The organism is Streptomyces virginiae (genome assembly GCF_000720455.1).
GTDB lineage: Bacteria > Actinomycetota > Actinomycetes > Streptomycetales > Streptomycetaceae > Streptomyces > Streptomyces virginiae.
This window is the reverse complement of sequence record NZ_JOAK01000009.1, coordinates 37,411-53,501: the sequence shown is the minus strand read 5'-3', so window position 1 is coordinate 53,501 and position 16,091 is coordinate 37,411. Positions and strand designations below refer to the sequence as shown.

Below are 16,091 nucleotides of genomic sequence, written 5' to 3'. Positions count from 1 at the left end.
TGACCACCCTGTGCTACTCCGGGTGCCCCGTCCCGTGGACGGCCGCCGCCGAAGGCCGCGAACGCACCATCCCTGTCCGCCCGATCCGGCTGCCCGACCCGCACCGCGACGACGCCTCGGCCATCTGGCCAGGCTCCACAACACCCTGCCGGGCGACAGCCCACGCCCGTCTGATCGTCACCCGGCACGACCCCGGAAAGGCTCAATCGGGTGTGCGAGGACATCGACCGCCCGTCAGGAACTGGCGAGTCAGCTCGAGCGCTCCACCGGGCGGAGTGCCAAGATCTTCCAGAGGGACACCTTGCTGTCCATGGCGTTGACGCGGGCCTGCGTCATGCCGACGGCAGCCGCGATGCGCGCCTGGCCGGCCCTGCTGTACTGCTGGCCGTGGCGGAACACGGTGCCGATATCGCGGGTGCGGAGGGCTTGGCGGACATCTGCGCGCTCCCATGCCCAGTCAGGCAGAGACGTTGGTACGAGCGGTGTGGTCACGGTCCTCGGCGACGACCTCGGCGCCACCGCGCTCGCCGCGCACGCGGGAGTCAGCGCGCGCCACCTGGCCCGGCTGTTCCTCGACCAGCTCGGACAGACACCTGCCCAGTTCGTACGGGCCGCCCGAGCCGAGGCGGCCGCACAACTCCTCGTCTCCACGGCACTGCCGCTGGCCTCGATCGCCAGGCGCTGCGGGTTCAGCTCCGCCTCGACGATGAGGCAGGTGTTCCTGGAGCACTACGGAACGACACCCAGCCAGCACCGCACCCTCCACAGCAGTTCCCGGGTCGCACCCTCCGAAGTGCCAGTGGCCTGACGGGTGGCTGGATGTTTCCACTCGGACGGCGACGCATCCTGGCCTGCGGTCGCACGTGGTACACGAGCACGGGAGCGACACGGCCCGCAGCACCTCCGCGTGGTCCCACGGCGACTGGCGCCTGCTTGTGCCCGCCGAGTGGCAGGACGACACTGAACGCCGCATAAAAGCCGGCCTACCCGAAGAGGTCGGGCACCGGGAGAAATGGCGCCTGGCTCTGGACCTCATTGACGAGGCGGTCGCCTGGGGCCTGGAGCCGATGGTGATCGTCGCCGACCGGCTACGGCCAGATCACCGCGTTCCGCCACGGCCTGGCGGAACGCGGGCTGGACTACGGCGTCGCCGTCCGCTCGGACGAGTCCGCGCACCCGCAGGCGGCCGCGCCCAGCGCATCGCCGTGGAGCGGGAACGGCCACCATCCCGCCACCGCCACCCCACCCTCCGCACCACGGCTGGCCACGGCCGGAGTGAGGAGCAGCGCCGGAGTCGCACGCGGACCGGTAAGCCGACAGCGGACCCCTGTCAGGCCATGGTCGCGCCGGTTCCCGCGATCACCTCGGGCCGCAGCAGGGCGGCGAGCTTCTCGGCCGGCAGCAGGCCCCTCTCCAGGACCAGCTCGGCCACACCCCGGCCACTGGCGAGGGCTTCCTTGGCGATGTCGGTGGCGGCCGTGTACCCGATGTGCGGGTTCAGGGCGGTCACCAGGCCGATGGAGTTCTCTACGGTGGCGCGCAGCACCTCGGTGTTGGCGGTGATGCCGGCCACGCAGCGCTCGGCGAGGGTGAGGCAGGCCGCGCGCAGGTGGGTTATGGACTCCGACAGCGAGTGCAGGATGATCGGCTCGAAGGCGTTGAGCTGGAGCTGACCCGCCTCGGCGGCCATGGTGATGGCGACGTCGTTGCCGATCACCTCGAACGCGACCTGGTTGACGACCTCGGGGATCACCGGGTTGACCTTGCCGGGCATGATGCTCGAACCCGCCTGCACCGGCGGCAGGTTGATCTCGCCGAAGCCCGCGCGCGGCCCGGAGGACAGCAGGCGCAGGTCGTTGCAGGTCTTGGACAGTTTGACGGCGATGCGCTTGAGTACACCGGACATCTGGACGAACGCGCCGCAGTCCTGGGTGGCTTCGACCAGGTTGGCCGCGGTGACCAGGGGCAGCCCGGTGATGTCGGCGAGGTGGCGGCGGGCCGATTCGGCGTATCCGGCGGGGGCGTTGAGACCCGTGCCGATCGCGGTCGCGCCGAGGTTGATCTCAAGGATCAGCTCGACGGCCTCAGCGAGCCGGCTGCGGTCCTCGTCGAGCATGACGGCGAAAGCGGAGAACTCCTGCCCGAGCGTCATCGGCACGGCGTCCTGCAACTGGGTGCGGCCCATCTTCAGAACGTCGCGGAACTCGACGGCCTTGCGGGCGAACGTGTCCTGGAGGACGGCCATGGCGCCGAGCAGGCCGCGCACCGCGGAGACGGTCGCGATCCGCACGGCGGTCGGGTAGACGTCGTTGGTGGACTGGCCGAGGTTGACGTCCTCGTTGGGGTGCAGGTGCCGGTACTCGCCCCTGGCATGGCCCAGCAGCTCCAGCGCCCGGTTCGCGATGACCTCGTTGGCGTTCATGTTGGTCGAGGTGCCGGCGCCGCCCTGGATGACGTCGACGACGAACTGGTCGTGCAGCTTCCCGCCGCGGATCTCCTGGCAGGCGGCGACGATCGCGGCGGCCTTCGCGGGCTCCAGCAGGCCGAGTCCCTCGTTGGCGAGGGCGGCGGCCTCCTTGACGGCGGCGAGGGCGTCGATCAGGTGCGGGTAGGCGGAGATGGGCGTCCCGGTGATGGGGAAGTTCTCGGTGGCGCGCAGGGTGTGGACGCCCCAGTAGGCGTCGGCGGGGACTTCGCGGTCTCCGAGCAGGTCGTGTTCGCTGCGGGTGGCGGCGGTCATGGGTGTGCGGCCCTCTTCCTGAGGTGGGTGGGTCAAGGTGGTGAAAGGGGATGGAGTCAGGCGGTGGCGGGGATGCTGGGCGGGTTCAGCGCCGCCACCGGCTGGATGCCGCCGACGGGCCGGCCGCCGCCGGTCATGGGCTCGCCCTCGAACCCGGCGAGCAGCCGCGGCTCGACTCCCGCCCGGGCGAGGGCTGCGGCCGTCACCGGGATGCGCGCCCGGTCCGCCCCGTCGGCGATCTTCACTGCGACGGCCCGGCCGTCGGGCAGCGCGGCCACCTGGACGCCCTCGAAGCCGTCCTTGGCCAGCAGCCCGGGCACCGCGCGCATCAGCTGGGCCGTGTCTCGCCCTGTGCCGGAGGCCATCTCCGGGTGGACGCGCAGCGCGTCCGCCACCCGGCGCCCGGCGGTGTCCGGACCGGCCGTGGCGATGCGGGCGGCGGCGCGGGCCAGGCCGTGCAGGGACACGGCGAACAGCGGGGCTCCGCAGCCGTCGACGGTGACGTTCGCGATGTGCTGGCCGGTGAGTTCCTCGACGACCCCGGCGATCGCCCTCTGAAGCGGGTGGCCCGGGTCGAGGTAGCTCTCCAGGGGCCAGCCGGCCAGTTTGCACAGGTACAGCATCGCCGCGTGCTTGCCGGAGCAGTTCTGGGCGAGCCGGGAAGGCCCGCGGCCCTCGCGCACCCAGGCATCCCGGACCGCCGGGGCGTACGGCAGGTCGGGGACGTTGCGCAGGTCGTCCTCGGTGAGGCCGGCCAGTTCGAGGATCAGCCGGGTACCTGCGAGGTGGTGCTCCTCGCCGGAGTGGCTGCCCATCGAGAGGGAGAGCAGGGCGCCGTCGAGCGGCAGCCCGGCCCGCACCATGGCGAGGGCCTGGACCGGCTTGAGGGCTGAGCGCGGGTAGCAGGCGGCCTCGATGTCTCCGATGCTCAACCGGACGTCGCCATTACCGCCGAGGACGACGACGGATCCGTAGTGGACTCCCTCGATCATGCCGCCCCGGGTGGCGTGGGCGACGGGTGCATGCTGGGGCTCGCGCATCGCGGGCGCGTCCGCGAGGAGACTGCTGCGCATCACTGCCTCGTTCGGTGGTGGGTTGCTGCTGACCGGGGTGGCCGGCGGCAGGCCCGGCCCGGGGGGGACGGGCCGCGCCCGCCGCCCGGCTCAGCCCTCGCTCTTCGCGGCGGCGCGCGCCACGCGGCCGCGGACGGCGTACCAGCCGGCGACCAGCGCCGCGGCGATCAGTGGCACGCACAGCACGGTGGTGCGCGCCGCTCCTCCGTCGGCGTACATGAGGACCAGGACGGAGGCGAGGAAGGCCAGTGTCACGAGTTCGGTCCACGGGGACCCGGGCAGGCGGTAGGAGGGACGGGTCAGTTCGCCGTCACGGGTCTTCCGCCAGAAGAGGAGGTGGCAGAGCATGATCATGCCCCAGGTGGCGAGGATGCCGATGGCGGCCAGGTTGAGCACGATCTCGAACGCGTCCGCCGGAACGACGAAGTTGAGCCCGACGCCGAGGACGCACATGCCGCTGGTGAGCAGGATGCCGCCGTAGGGCACCTGGGTGCGGCTCAGCCGGGCGGTGAACCGCGGGGCGGAACCGTTGACGGCCATCGAGCGCAGGATGCGGCCGGTGGAGTAGAGGCCGGAGTTGAGCGAGGACATGGCCGCGGTGAGAACGACCAGATTCATCACGTCGCCGGCCGCCGGGATGCCGATGTGGGAGAGCACGGTCACGAACGGGCTCTGGCCCGCGCTGTAGCTGTTCCACGGCATCAGCATCGACAGCAGGACGACCGAGCCGACGTAGAAGAGGCCGACGCGCCACATGATCGAGTTGATCGCCTTCGGCATGATCTCCTCGGGGTTCTCGGTCTCACCGGCCGCGACTCCGACCAGCTCGACGGAGGCGTAGGCGAAGATGACGCCCTGGATGATCAGCAGCATGGGCAGCAGGCCGTTGGGGAAGATCCCGCCGTTGTCGGTGATCAGGGACGGACCGGGCACGGCGTCGTCGATGGGGTGCCGGGTCACGAGGAAGAAGATCCCGATGGCCATGAAGACGACCAGCGCGCCGACCTTGACGATGGCGAACCAGAACTCCAGTTCGCCGAAGATCCGCACCGAGATGAGGTTCACGGTGAGGACCACGGCCAGGGCTATGAGCGCGATCACCCACTGCGGGACGTCGGAGAACAGGCGCCAGTAATGGGTGTAGGTGGCGACGGCGGTGATGTCGGCGATGCCGGTGGTCGCCCAGTTGAGGAAGTACATCCAGCCCGCGGTGTACGCGCCCTTCTCCCCGAGGAACTCCCGGGCGTACGAGACGAAGGCGCCGGAGGACGGCCGGTACATGACGAGCTCGCCGAGCGCGCGTACGACGAGGAACGCGAAGATCCCGCAGACGGCGTAGGCGACGAACAGTGAGGGGCCGGCGTCGGCGAGGCGTCCGCCCGCGCCGAGGAAGAGCCCGGTGCCGATCGCACCCCCGATGGCGATCATGTTGACGTGCCGGGGTGTCAAGGACTTGCTGTAGCCGGTGTCCCCGGAGTCCACGTGACGGGTCGTGGGGCGCTTCTCGTCTTTGAGGAACTGCTCGCTCACGCCTCGGGTCTGCCTTCCGTGGAGGTGGCCGCGCGCTGGGGGCGCACGATTTCTGTGAGGGTCGTCTCGACCCTCAGGAGGTGGTGGGACATGGCCTCCACCGCGTCGTGCTCGCTGCCGTCGGCCAGCGCCTCGAGGATCGCCCGGTGCTCGCAGTTGGACTGCTCGCGCCGGCCGCCCAGTTCGTTGAGGAAGGTCGACTGACGCGCCAGTGCGTCGCGGATCTCCTCGATGACGCGGCGGAAGACGGGGTTGCGGGATGCCTCGGCCACCGCCAGGTGGAAGACGGTGTCCATCGCCACCCACGCGGTGGTGTCGGTCTCCTGCTCCATCCGGTCGAGCAGATGGCCCAGATGGTCCAGGTCCTCCGGGGTGCGGCGCAGCGCGGCGTACCCGGCGACCGGGATCTCGACGTGCCGGCGCACCTCCAGCAGGTCGCTGGCGACGTAGTCGCCGAAGGTGGGGTCCTCGACCGTGTTCGCCAGGACGAACGTGCCCTTGCCGCTCTTGGAGGCGGTCAGGCCGATGGCTTGGAGGGCTCGGAGCGCCTCCCGCAGCACGGGCCGGCTGACTTCCAGGGTCCGGCACAACTCGGCTTCGGAGGGGAGCTTGTCGCCCACGACGTACTCACCGCGCTCGATGGCGCTGCGCAGGTGGCCGAAGACCGCTTCCATCGCGCTGACGCGCCGCGGGGCCTGGCCACCTGTCTGGCTGTCTGACAGGTTCACGGTGTGATCCTGATGGGTGCGCCGGAGGGTGTCAAGACACCTGTGTCGGGAAAGTCCGGCCCGGCGAGTTTCGTACCGTGCGCACTTTCCGTCCTGCCACCGAAGCCGCCCGATCGGTGTCTGCGGCGAAACCGGCGGCATCCACCAGGGCGTGCACCACCGGCGTGTCGACACCCATCTCCGGATGCCACTGGACGCCCACGGCGAAGCGGTGCCGGGTGCTCTCGATCGCCTCGACGGTGCCGTCCGCCGCACGGGCGGCCACGATGAACCCGGCGCCCAGGCGATCCACCGCCTGATGATGGTGCGTGGCGACCTCGCGGGTCCCCGGCAGGAGGGCGCCGATCCGCGTCCCCGGCGCGGTGGTGACGGTGTGGGCACAGAAGTGGCCCCGGTAGGGGTTGTGGCCGTGATGGCCCACCCTGTCGGGCAGGTGCTGGATGAGGGTGCCTCCGGCGTGTACGTTCATCAGCTGCATACCCCGGCACACTCCGAGCACGGGTATGTCGCGGGCGAGACCGGCGGCCAGTACAGCCTGCTCCCACCGGTCGCGCTCGCGGACCGGCGGCCCCGTGCGCGGGTGGGGCCGGGCGCCGTACAGGGCGGGATCCACGTCCTCTCCTCCCGTCAGGACGATCGCGTCCAGACGTGCGACCAGATCGGCCGCTGCCGACGGGGCGTCCGGCGGCAGCAGGACGGCCCGGCCGCCCGCGGCCTGGAGACAGCCGGCGTAGGCCGCAGGCAGCACTGCGGCGGGCAGGTCCCACTCGCCCCACCGGGCGTCGGCCAGGTAGGTGGTGAGTCCGATGAGTGGTGGCTGGGGCATACCACTTCCTTTCAGGGCGTGAGGGGTGATCGTCGACGGCCGGGTGCACACCCGCCCCGCCGGACGTCCCCGGCCATGGCGGGCTGCGGCAGAAAAGGCGGACGGGGCGGACGGGGCACTGGCGGAGGGCGCCCCGGCGACAAGGTGGAGGGGCGGTCACGATCCGGGAGCGCGGGCTTGCGTTTTTCTTGCCGCGAGCAAGAATCCTGCTGGCGTTCAGCCGCAATCACAAGAAAACACATCTTCGCGACAGATAAGTGAGCCTTAACTCCGTGCACGGACTCGACCCCCGCCTGCTCGCCACCCTCGAAGCCGTCGTGCGGCACGGCTCCTTCAACGCCGCCGCACGCGAGCTCGGCTACAGCGCGCCCGCGGTCTCCCAGCAGATCGCCGAACTCGAACGCCGCGCGGGCCTGAGAGTGCTGGAGCGTCGGCCCGTGCGCGCCACACCGGCCGGCGAAGTCCTTCTCGACGCCGAGCAGGGCGTCCGCAACGCGTTGGCGACGGCATCGGTGGAACTCGACGCCATGCGCGCGGGTACGGCCGGACGGATCCGCCTCGGCGCCTTCGCCTCGGCCGCCACCAGCATCGTTCCGCAAGCGCTGGCCCAACTCCACGCGACCTACCCCCACGTGCAGGTCAGCCTCAGCCAACTGGAACCCGAGGCCTGCTACAACCGGCTCAAGCGGGGGGACATGGACCTGGCCCTCAGCTACGACTACGACTTCATCCCCGTCCCACCGCCCCGAATGCTGCGCCGGACGCTGGTCGCACGGGATCCGGTGGTGGCCGTGGTCCCGGCACACCACCGCCTGGCCGACAGGGAGGTCATCGACCTGGCCAGCCTCGCGTCCGAGACCTGGATCGCGGCTCCGGAGGCCGCACTGCGCCTGGAACTGCTTTCCCAGATGGCCAAGACGCCTGGCTTCCAGGCCCGCCTGCAATACGAGGGGGACGACTTCAACACCGTGCTCGGCTTCGTGGCCGCAGGCCTGTGCGTGGCCGTCATGCCGCAACTCGCCCTGCCCCGCGCCAACACCCAGGTCGTGGCCCGCCCCCTGGCCGAGCCGCAGTTGACGCGCTTCATCTACGCCGTCCGCATCGACACCCGGCACGCCCCGCGCGCCGTCCTGGACCTGGAGCAGATGCTCGCCGCGCAAGCGCTGGCCGCGCTCGCATGAGGCTGCGGCGGGCGGCTACCGGAGGCGAACGGAGCGTGAACCCACGTGAAATGCGCCAAGTTGACGGCGGCCGCACGCGCGTAGACCGGGTGGTGACGCCAGGTCTCCCGGCTTGTCCGACTACCGGACACAGTGGCTGAAAGTTAAACTATTGTGTGACGGGCGCCCTACGTTTGCGGCGGTTGACGTTCCAGCGAGAGGAAACCCCTCATGACCGCCGCCGACAGTGCGCCGCGAACGGCCCGCGTCCTCACCGGCTACCGCCCCGAGGACGGCTTCATGGCCGTGGAGCTGGACCCGCCTCCGGGCGAGTACGTATGGCACGACGAGCACGCCGAGCAGCAGGAGCAGCGCTACGGCCCGGGTGCGGGCTACCACCAGTGGCTGGCAGTGGACGCACGCGACGGCGCCGTATGGTTCGGCGACATCGACTGGCGGGCCCCGTCCGAAGACCTCGGCAGCCAGCTCCCCGGCCTCCCCCGCAGGGCACTCGGCGACGGGGCCGTCCCGGCCTCCGGAATAATGGTGCAGCTGCTGGGCCACCTGGCCCATGACGAACAGCGCGGCTGCTCCTGGCGCTTCTTCACCGCCGAGGAACTGCACGCGCTCGCCCTGCGCATACTCCCCGCCGTGCAGCGGCTCGTGGACTCCATCCACCGCATCGGACCGGGCGACGAACTGGAGTGGTCGGCCGAGGCCGCCACCGCCTGGGACGACATCGAGCAGGCCGCGACCCACACCTTCGATCCCTCCGGCGATCTCCGCTGGCCCAGGCTGCGCACGAGACCGATCCCCGCCTGGCGTGTCGAGGTCGGCGCGTTCCTCGCCATGAACCCCGGTCTGTGCGATCCCTCCTGGGGCCTGGCCACGGACGCGGAACTCGATGCCTACGCCGACTACAGTCCCGAGAGCGGCTATGGCGGTGTACCGGGGCGGATGTGCCGCGCCGCCGACCGGCAGATCGAGGACGGTTTCACTTTCTACGGCCACCGTGCCGCCCTGTACGCCTACCGCGCGCAGGCGTGCGGCGACCGTGTTCCGACAGACGCCCGCGTCTGGCTGGAGACGACAGAGGCGGGTCGGGGCACCTGGGAGGCGGCCAAGCCCCCCGGGGCCACCCTCGCCGACGTCCCCGACTGCGTGCTGGCGGCCTTGGCCGAAGGGTTCCAGAACTCCGCGCACGAGGAGGGTCTGGTCCTGACGGGCCTGGACGCCCATCTGCGCCGGTTGCGCGCCGAGGAACGCTCCGCCGTCGACCAGCAGCTCGTCCGCGAAGCCGAGGAAGTCGAACGCCTCGAGAACATGCTCAAGGACTTCCGCGCGGCACGGAACCGCACCGTGACACGGATCCTGGCCTGGTCCGATGGGCGCAGCGACGGAGAAATCGCCCGCCTGGCGTCCATGCCCGACGACTACGTCAGCGACTGGCGGGCCCGCCTGACCGACGAACAGACGGCGGCCACACCCGCAATCCGTCAAGCGCCACGGCCGTCCGTAGACCGAGGCGACGGCCCGGGGCCTTGAGCTGGTGCCGCCGGCCCGCTGCGAGTACCGCTGCGCGGGGTAGGCGGAGCCTGACCTGGCCGCTGTACCGGCGAGACGACCGGAGACGGTGATCGTCGACGGCCTCGGGACCAAACGCACCTGGCCTGCTGCGCCCCGAGCTCCGGACTCCGGCCGCTGCGATCCGAAACTCGCCGCCCGGCATGGCTGCGACCACCACGCAACCACCTGCAGAAGCTCCGCGAAACCTTCCGCGGACTCCGCTCCCCCGCGCCACCGGCCTTCAGCGCCACCGGCCTTCAGCGCCACCGCCAACCGGCCACAGACTGGACGTGCGACCACACTGCGACCACCATGGCTCCGGACGCACGAAAGGCCGTCCTCTCATTAGCGAGAGAACGGCCTCCGACCTGCATGAAGCATGGTCGGGACGACAGGATTTGAACCTGCGACCCCTTGACCCCCAGTCAAGTGCGCTACCAAGCTGCGCCACGTCCCGATGTACCTTCGACCTGCGGGTTTCCCCGTGCTCGGCGGCACATGCAGAACATTACCCCACGCCGAGGGGTGTGCATGCACGGGTAATCGGCGAGGGGGAGGATGGGGTGGTGAACGCACGGGATCGGGACGTTGACGGTCGGGCGAGGAACGCCCGGCCGAGGGATGGGCTGGGGCGGCCGCTGGGCTACGGGGCGCCGGGGGTGGAGCGGCAGCCCGAGGGGGTCGTGCGCTCGCCCGCGGAGACGGTGCGGGAGGCGCAGCGGCTGCTGGACGCCGGGATGCCGTTCCATGCGCACGAGGTGTTCGAGGACGCCTGGAAGTCGGGGCCCGAGGCCTCGGCCCCGCTGTGGCGGGGGCTCGCGCAGCTCGCGGTCGGGCTGACGCACGCCGCCCGGGGCAACGCCGTGGGCGGGGCGCGGCTGCTGCGGCGCGGCGCCGACGGGATCGAGGCGCTGGCCGGAGCCCCGTACGGGGTCGACGTACCGGGCCTGGTCCGGTGGGCCCGGGAACTGGCGGACCGGGTGGAGCGGCCCGGCCCGGCCGTCGACGCCGCACGGGAGGCCCCGCGCCTGGGCGGCGCCTCGTAGGGCGTGTCTTTCGGATCAGGCCGCGCTCCGAAAGACACGACCCGGGCCGCTCTACGGAAGGGCGGGCTGGAGGAGGTCCCAGCGGTTGCCGTACAGGTCTTCGAACACGGCTACGGAGCCGTACGGCTCGTGGCGCGGGGTCTCCAGGAAGCGGACGCCCTCGGCGGTCATCCGGGCGTGGTCACGGGCGAAGTCGTCGGTGTACAGGAAGAAGCCGACGCGGCCGCCGGTCTGGTCGCCGACGCGGGAGCGCTGGGCGTCGTCCTTGGCGCGGGCCAGCAGCAGGGCGGTTTCGGTGGCGCCGGGCGGGCGGACGACCACCCAGCGGGAGCCGTCCGGGCGGGCCGTGTCCTCGGCCAGGTCGAAGCCGAGGGCCCGCGTGTAGAAGTCGATGGCCTCGTCGTAGTCGTGGACCACGAGGGCGGTCAGGGCGATGTGGGATGGCATGCCCTCATTGTGCGCCGACGAGGACGACCTCCAGGGTGCGGGGCCCGTGGACGCCTTCCACCCGGTCCAGCTCGATGTCGCTGGTGGCGGAGGGACCGGAGATCCAGGTCAGGGTGCGGGCGGGGTCGAGCCCTTCCAGTGCCTGCGGTACGGAGTCCACCACCTGGTCCGGTACGCGGATCACGCAGACGTGGTGGTCCGGGATCAGGGTGATGCGGCGCCGGCCCTGGTCGGGGGCCCCGTCGAGAACGACGGTACCCGTCTCGGCGACGGCCAGGGCGCAGCCTGTGACCACGCTGTCGACCCGGTCCAGTTCCTGCGGGGTGGAGGCCTCGCGGTCGTGGACACGGGTCTGGTCGGCCGCGGAGAGCCAGTACGGGGGCAGTCCGGGCGGGACGAGGACCGTGCGGGAGCCGCGTTCGGCCAGCAGTCGCGCCAGCAGGAGCGGCAGCCCGTCCTCGTCGGTGCGGTGGACCAGCGCCCGGTATTCGGTGAGGTTCGCCGCGAGCAGGTCGACGCGCTCGCGCGGGGTGCGGGCGCCGTGTACGCGCAGGTAGTCCCGCGGGATCTGCGGAGCGACCGGGGCGTCCGGTCCCGGCGGGGGCTGCGGCACGGCCCGGCGGATGCGGGCCAGGATGCGGTCCTTGCTGGTCATCGCCCGGTTCCCCGTTCTCGGGTCCACCAGTCGCGGAACGACTCGGCGGGTACGGGCGGCAGCTCGCGCGTGTCGGTCCAGGCCCGGCCGGGACCGGGCAGGCGGCGCGGCGCCAGCCTGCGGGCACGGGCCAGCAGGCGCTCCCCCGCGCGCAGGGCCCCGGGGCGGTCCAGGAGCAGGCGTGCGGCGCGCATGGCGGCGCGTTCGGCGGCGTGCCCGTGCGCGGGGCGGATCCGTACCCGGATGCCGTCCCGGGTCGCCGGGCCGCCCTGGGCCACCCGTTCGCGGAGGTGGACGAGGATCTCGGGGATGTCGATGGCGACCGGGCAGACCTCGTAGCAGGCCCCGCACAGGGTGGAGGCGAAGGGCAGCGAGGCGTCGATGTCGCTGTCGGTGCCGCGCAGTTGGGGGCTGAGGACGGCGCCGATGGGGCCCGGGTAGACCGAGCCGTAGGCGTGGCCGCCGGCGCGCTCGTAGACGGGGCAGACGTTGAGGCAGGCGGAGCAGCGGATGCAGCGCAGGGCCTGCCGGCCGGTCTCGTCGGCGAGGGTGTCGGTACGGCCGTTGTCGAGGAGGACGAGGTGGAAGGCGGAGGGCCCGTCGCCGTCCGCCCCTCGCGAGGGACCCAGCCCCGTCCACATCGTCGTGTACGGGTTCATGCGCTCGGCCGTCGAGGAGCGCGGCAGGGTCTGGAGGAAGATCTCCAGGTCGCGGAAGGTGGGGACGACCTTCTCGATGCCCACGACCGAGATCAGGGTCTCGGGGAGGGTCAGGCACATCCGGCCGTTGCCCTCGGACTCGAAGACGACCATGGTGCCGGTCTCGGCGACCATGAAGTTGGCTCCGGAGACGGCGACCTTGGCGTGCAGGAACTTCTCGCGCAGGTGCAGGCGGGCCGCCTCGGCCAGTTCCCGCGGGTCGTCGCCGAGCGGGTCGGGTGCGGGGCGGCCCCAACGGCCCATCTCGGCGCGGAAGATGTCGCGGATCTCGGCGCGGTTGCGGTGGATGGCGGGGACCAGGATGTGGGAGGGCCGGTCGTGGCCGAGCTGCACGATCAGCTCGGCGAGGTCGGTCTCGTAGGCGGCGATCCCGGCGGCCTCCAGGGCCTCGTTGAGGCCGATCTCCTGGGTGGCCATCGACTTGACCTTGACGACCTCGCGCTCCCCGGTCGCGCGGACGATTTCCGTCACGATCCGGTTGGCCTCGTCCGCGTCGACGGCCCAGTGGACGGTGCCGCCGGCGGCGTTCACCGCTTCCTCCAACTGGAGCAGGTAGCGGTCGAGGTGGCGCAGGGTGTGGTCCTTGACGGCCGCGCCCGCGGCGCGCAGCCGGTCCCAGTCCGCCAGCTCGGCGACGGCACGCGCCCGCCTGTCGCGGATGGTGTGCGTGGCGCGGCGGAGGTTGGCGCGCAGCACGCCGTCCCGTACGGCCTCGCGCGCGGCGACGGGGAAGGCGGGCATTCCGAGGTAGGTGCCACCGGTCACGGCAGGGGTCCCTCCTCCTCGGTCGCGGCGAGGATCTCGGCGAGGTGCAGGGTGCGGGGCGCGGGGCGCGGCACGGGTCGGTGCGGGGTGCCCGGTGCGACGTCGGCCCGGCGCAGGAGTCCGTCGAGGTGGGCGAGGCAGGAGTTGTCGGCGCCGCACAGCACCTCGGCTCCGGTGGCCGCCGCGGAGGCGATCTTGTCGGTCCCCATGGCGGTGGAGACGTCCGGGTTCTTGACGGCGAAGGTGCCTCCGAATCCGCAGCACTCCTCGGCGCCCGGCAGCTCGACCAGCCGCAGGCCCCTGACGGCGGCGAGGAGCCGCCGGGGCCGGTCCCCCAGCCCCAGGCCGCGCAGGCCGTGGCAGGAGGGGTGATAGGTGACGGTGTGCGGGAAGTACGCGCCCACGTCGGTCACGCCGAGCACGTCGACCAGGAACTCGGTGAGCTCGTGGACGCGCGGCGCGAGCGAGCGTGCGGCGTCCGCCAGGCCGGAGCCGCGCCCCTCCCGTTCCGCCTTCCGGCCGATCCGCGGGTAGTGCTCGCGGATCATCGCGGCGCAGGAGCCGGAGGGGGTGACCACGTACTCGTGGCCGGCGAAGGCCTCGGCGGTGCGCCGCAGCAGCGGTTCGGTCTCGTGCCGGTAGCCCGTGTTGTACTGCGGCTGCCCGCAGCAGGTCTGGCCCGCCGGGAAGTCCACGTCGACGCCGAGGCGCTCCAGGAGGCGTACGACGGCGATGCCGGTCCGCGGGTACAGCACGTCGTTGACGCAGGTGACGAACAGGGCGACACGCATGGTGGGCACAATAGCCGGGTGAAGAAGTTCTCAGTGATCGGCATAGGCGCGGGCGACCCGGACCATCTGACCCTCCAGGCGGTCAGGGCGATCGGCGCGGCGGACGCATTCCTCATCCTGGAGAAGGGCGAGGAGAAGGCGGATCTGACCGGGCTGCGGCGCGCGATGCTCGACGCGCACGCCCGCCCCGGCCACCGGCTCGTCGAGGGCCGTGACCCGGACCGGGACCGGACGCCCTCCGACTACACCCCGACGGTGGACGGCTGGCGCAGCGCGCGGGCCGAGCTCTTCGAGCGGTTCATCGCGCAGGACCTGGCGGACGGCGAGACCGGGGCGTTCCTGGTGTGGGGCGACCCCTCGCTCTACGACTCCACGCTCGCGATCCTCGACGAGGTGCTGGAGCGCGGCCGGGTGGCCTTCGAGCACGAGGTCGTGCCCGGTATCAGCAGCATCTCCGCGCTGCTGGCGCGCCACCGGACGAACCTGAACCGGGTGGGGCGGCCGGTCCAGATCACCACCGGGCGTCGGCTGGCCGAGGGCTGGCCGGCCGACGTGGACGACGTGGTGGTGATGCTGGACGCGCGGCACGCCTTCACGGCCCACCTGGACCAGGACCTCTACATCTACTGGGGGGCCTACGTGGGCACCCCGGACGAGATCCTGGTGCAGGGCAAGCTGGCTGAGGTCGCCGGTCGGATCGAGGAGCTCCGGACGCAGGCCCGCGCCCGCAAGGGCTGGATCATGGACACCTACCTGCTCAGGCGCGCCTGAGGTACGCCGGGAGGGCGGCGGCGAGGCGTTCGTACTCCTCGGGCCGGTTGTAGATCTGCCCGCAGATCCGGATGCCGCCGCCGCCCGGCCAGGGCCAGATCAGGACCCGGACGCGCTCGCGCGCCGCGATCTCCTCGCGCAGCGCGCGGGCGCCGTCGGGGGTCTCGGCGATGCCGGGCGGCAGGCGCAGGGTGCGCATGGCGAGGCCGGGGGTGTGCGGGAGCGGTGTGAGCCCGGGGATCCCGGCGAGCAGCGCGGCGCCGTGGGCGGCGAGGGCGCTGTTGTGGGCCCGGAGCTTGGCCGCGTCGAGGGTTTCGATGAGGTCGAGCCCCTCGGGGGCGGCGAGCCAGCCGGTGTAGTCGGCGGTGGCGCGGTTCTCGACGGAACGCGGGAATCCGTGCCCGTCCTCCCAGGAGGGTACGAGCGCACGTACCCGGTGGCGGTGCTGCGGGGCGACGGCGAGCACGGCGCTACCGGACGGGGCGTAGCCCCATTTGTGCAGGTTGCCGAACCAGAAGTCGGCGCCGCCGGCGAGCGGGTCGGCGAGCATGCCCGGGGCGTGGGCGCCGTCGACGACGGTGGTGACGCCGCGTTCGCGCAGTTCGGCGAGGAGCCGGGGCGAGGCGATGATCCGGGCGGTGGGCGAGCTGACGTGGTCCAGCACGGCGACCCGGGTACGGGGTGTCAGCGCGGCCAGCACGGTCTCCCGTACGGCGTCCTCGTCGGGCAGGGCCGGGTCCAGCGCGACGGTGGTGACCGGGGCGCGGCGGGCGGCGGCCGCGGTGACGGTGCCGTAGCCGTGGTCGGTGACCAGGATCTCGTCGCCGTCGGCGAGCTGGACGGCGTCGAGGGCGAGGTTGGCGCCTTCGGTGGCATTGGCGATGAAGGCGAGGCCGTCGGGGTCGGCGGCGAGGTGCGCGGCGATCCGGGCGCGGGCGTGTGCGAGGCGGTCCGGCACGGCGATGAAGAACGCGTCCGGGTCGGCGTGCACCTCGGCGCGCAGCGCGGCCTGGGCCTCCTGGACGGGCAGGGGGACCGCGCCGAAGGAGCCGTGGTTGAGGTGGGCGACGTCCGGGTCCAGGCGGAACAGGGCGGGCCCGCCGGGGAACTCGCCGGGCCCCTCCCCCACGGGCGGCCGGGCGGGGCGGTCTGCGGGCGGCTGGGCGGGGCGGTCTGCGGGGCGTGTCGTCTCGGTCACGGGACCTCCGGGGTGCGGCGCGGCTGTCGCCCGGATCATCCCCCGCCGCCTCCGGCCCTGGGAACACCGCCGCCGC

The 16,091-nt window shown here is 72.2% G+C and carries 16 protein-coding genes, 1 tRNA gene and 1 pseudogene; 6 read left to right on the top strand and 12 right to left on the bottom strand.

Annotation, left to right across the window (positions count from 1 at the left end):
- Positions 1 to 249 precede the first annotated feature (249 nt).
- Positions 250 to 492: a hypothetical protein gene (locus tag IG86_RS44370; RefSeq protein WP_167751150.1), complete on the bottom strand. Its 243-nt coding sequence runs from the start codon at positions 490 to 492 to the stop codon at positions 250 to 252.
- On the opposite strand from IG86_RS44370, the gene IG86_RS0116020 reads away from it, so the two are divergent.
- Together IG86_RS0116020 and IG86_RS44365 are read left to right on the top strand one after the other, a co-directional pair.
- On the top strand, positions 485 to 808 hold the full coding sequence (locus tag IG86_RS0116020) for a helix-turn-helix domain-containing protein (protein ID WP_030828347.1): 324 nt from the start codon (positions 485 to 487) through the stop codon (positions 806 to 808). The two genes, IG86_RS44370 and IG86_RS0116020, sit on opposite strands and share 8 nt — an antisense overlap.
- Before the next feature lie 115 nt (positions 809 to 923).
- Positions 924 to 1,233: pseudogene (locus IG86_RS44365) on the top strand (transposase); the annotation flags it as partial.
- Positions 1,234 to 1,330: 97 nt separating this feature from the next.
- Here the strand turns inward: IG86_RS44365 and aspA are convergent.
- The 5 genes from aspA to IG86_RS0115995 form a co-directional block, all read right to left on the bottom strand.
- Positions 1,331 to 2,740, bottom strand: coding sequence for an aspartate ammonia-lyase (gene aspA / locus IG86_RS0116015; protein WP_030828345.1), 1,410 nt, complete (start codon positions 2,738 to 2,740; stop codon positions 1,331 to 1,333).
- Between the two features lie 56 nt (positions 2,741 to 2,796).
- The gene (locus tag IG86_RS0116010; RefSeq protein ID WP_030828343.1) at positions 2,797 to 3,813 is read right to left on the bottom strand and encodes an asparaginase; all 1,017 of its coding nucleotides are present in this window, start codon (positions 3,811 to 3,813) and stop codon (positions 2,797 to 2,799) included.
- 90 nt (positions 3,814 to 3,903) lie between these two features.
- The gene (locus IG86_RS0116005) at positions 3,904 to 5,343 is read right to left on the bottom strand and encodes an amino acid permease (protein WP_030897375.1); all 1,440 of its coding nucleotides are present in this window, start codon (positions 5,341 to 5,343) and stop codon (positions 3,904 to 3,906) included.
- A complete protein-coding gene (locus IG86_RS0116000) occupies positions 5,340 to 6,071 on the bottom strand; it encodes a FadR/GntR family transcriptional regulator (protein ID WP_078613352.1) in 732 nt (243 codons plus the stop codon). The genes IG86_RS0116005 and IG86_RS0116000 overlap by 4 nt, the downstream gene beginning before the upstream one ends.
- Before the next feature lie 31 nt (positions 6,072 to 6,102).
- Positions 6,103 to 6,897, bottom strand: a complete 795-nt coding sequence (locus IG86_RS0115995) for a gamma-glutamyl-gamma-aminobutyrate hydrolase family protein (RefSeq protein ID WP_030828338.1) — start codon at positions 6,895 to 6,897, stop codon at positions 6,103 to 6,105.
- 272 nt (positions 6,898 to 7,169) lie between these two features.
- Between IG86_RS0115995 and IG86_RS0115990 the strand changes: the two genes are divergently transcribed.
- Together IG86_RS0115990 and IG86_RS0115985 are read left to right on the top strand one after the other, a co-directional pair.
- Positions 7,170 to 8,078, top strand: a complete 909-nt coding sequence (locus IG86_RS0115990; RefSeq protein ID WP_051785207.1) for a LysR family transcriptional regulator — start codon at positions 7,170 to 7,172, stop codon at positions 8,076 to 8,078.
- A 210-nt stretch (positions 8,079 to 8,288) separates the two neighbouring features.
- Positions 8,289 to 9,602, top strand: a complete 1,314-nt coding sequence (locus IG86_RS0115985; RefSeq protein WP_030828332.1) for a hypothetical protein — start codon at positions 8,289 to 8,291, stop codon at positions 9,600 to 9,602.
- Between the two features lie 401 nt (positions 9,603 to 10,003).
- On the opposite strand, the gene IG86_RS0115980 is transcribed toward IG86_RS0115985, so the two are convergent.
- A tRNA-Pro gene (locus IG86_RS0115980) sits at positions 10,004 to 10,080 on the bottom strand.
- Positions 10,081 to 10,282: 202 nt separating this feature from the next.
- Here IG86_RS0115980 and IG86_RS0115975 point away from each other — a divergent pair.
- Entirely contained in the window at positions 10,283 to 10,669 is a 387-nt protein-coding gene (locus IG86_RS0115975; protein ID WP_078905911.1) for a DUF309 domain-containing protein, read from the top strand.
- A gap of 51 nt (positions 10,670 to 10,720) precedes the next feature.
- Here IG86_RS0115975 and IG86_RS0115970 read toward each other — a convergent pair whose 3' ends face one another.
- From IG86_RS0115970 to IG86_RS0115955, 4 genes are read right to left on the bottom strand one after another with little or no spacing between them, the layout of a single operon-like run.
- The gene (locus IG86_RS0115970; RefSeq protein ID WP_030652441.1) at positions 10,721 to 11,116 is read right to left on the bottom strand and encodes a VOC family protein; all 396 of its coding nucleotides are present in this window, start codon (positions 11,114 to 11,116) and stop codon (positions 10,721 to 10,723) included.
- Positions 11,117 to 11,120: 4 nt separating this feature from the next.
- Positions 11,121 to 11,771: a LutC/YkgG family protein gene (locus IG86_RS0115965; protein WP_030828326.1), complete on the bottom strand. Its 651-nt coding sequence runs from the start codon at positions 11,769 to 11,771 to the stop codon at positions 11,121 to 11,123.
- Positions 11,768 to 13,231 (bottom strand): lactate utilization protein B, encoded by a 1,464-nt coding sequence (locus tag IG86_RS0115960; protein WP_030828323.1) that lies wholly within the window; start codon positions 13,229 to 13,231, stop codon positions 11,768 to 11,770. The genes IG86_RS0115965 and IG86_RS0115960 overlap by 4 nt, the downstream gene beginning before the upstream one ends.
- A 20-nt stretch (positions 13,232 to 13,251) precedes the next feature.
- Positions 13,252 to 14,046 carry a (Fe-S)-binding protein gene (locus tag IG86_RS0115955; protein ID WP_030828320.1) on the bottom strand — a complete coding sequence of 265 codons (795 nt, stop codon included), beginning with the start codon at positions 14,044 to 14,046 and terminating at the stop codon, positions 13,252 to 13,254.
- 18 nt (positions 14,047 to 14,064) lie between these two features.
- Between IG86_RS0115955 and cobF the strand changes: the two genes are divergently transcribed.
- Complete coding sequence (gene cobF, locus IG86_RS0115950) at positions 14,065 to 14,817, top strand: precorrin-6A synthase (deacetylating) (RefSeq protein WP_030828316.1); 753 nt, start codon at positions 14,065 to 14,067, stop codon at positions 14,815 to 14,817.
- On the opposite strand, the gene IG86_RS0115945 is transcribed toward cobF, so the two are convergent.
- Complete coding sequence (locus tag IG86_RS0115945; RefSeq protein ID WP_244305882.1) at positions 14,804 to 16,015, bottom strand: aminotransferase class V-fold PLP-dependent enzyme; 1,212 nt, start codon at positions 16,013 to 16,015, stop codon at positions 14,804 to 14,806. The genes cobF and IG86_RS0115945 overlap by 14 nt on opposite strands.
- Positions 16,016 to 16,091: the final 76 nt, after the last annotated feature.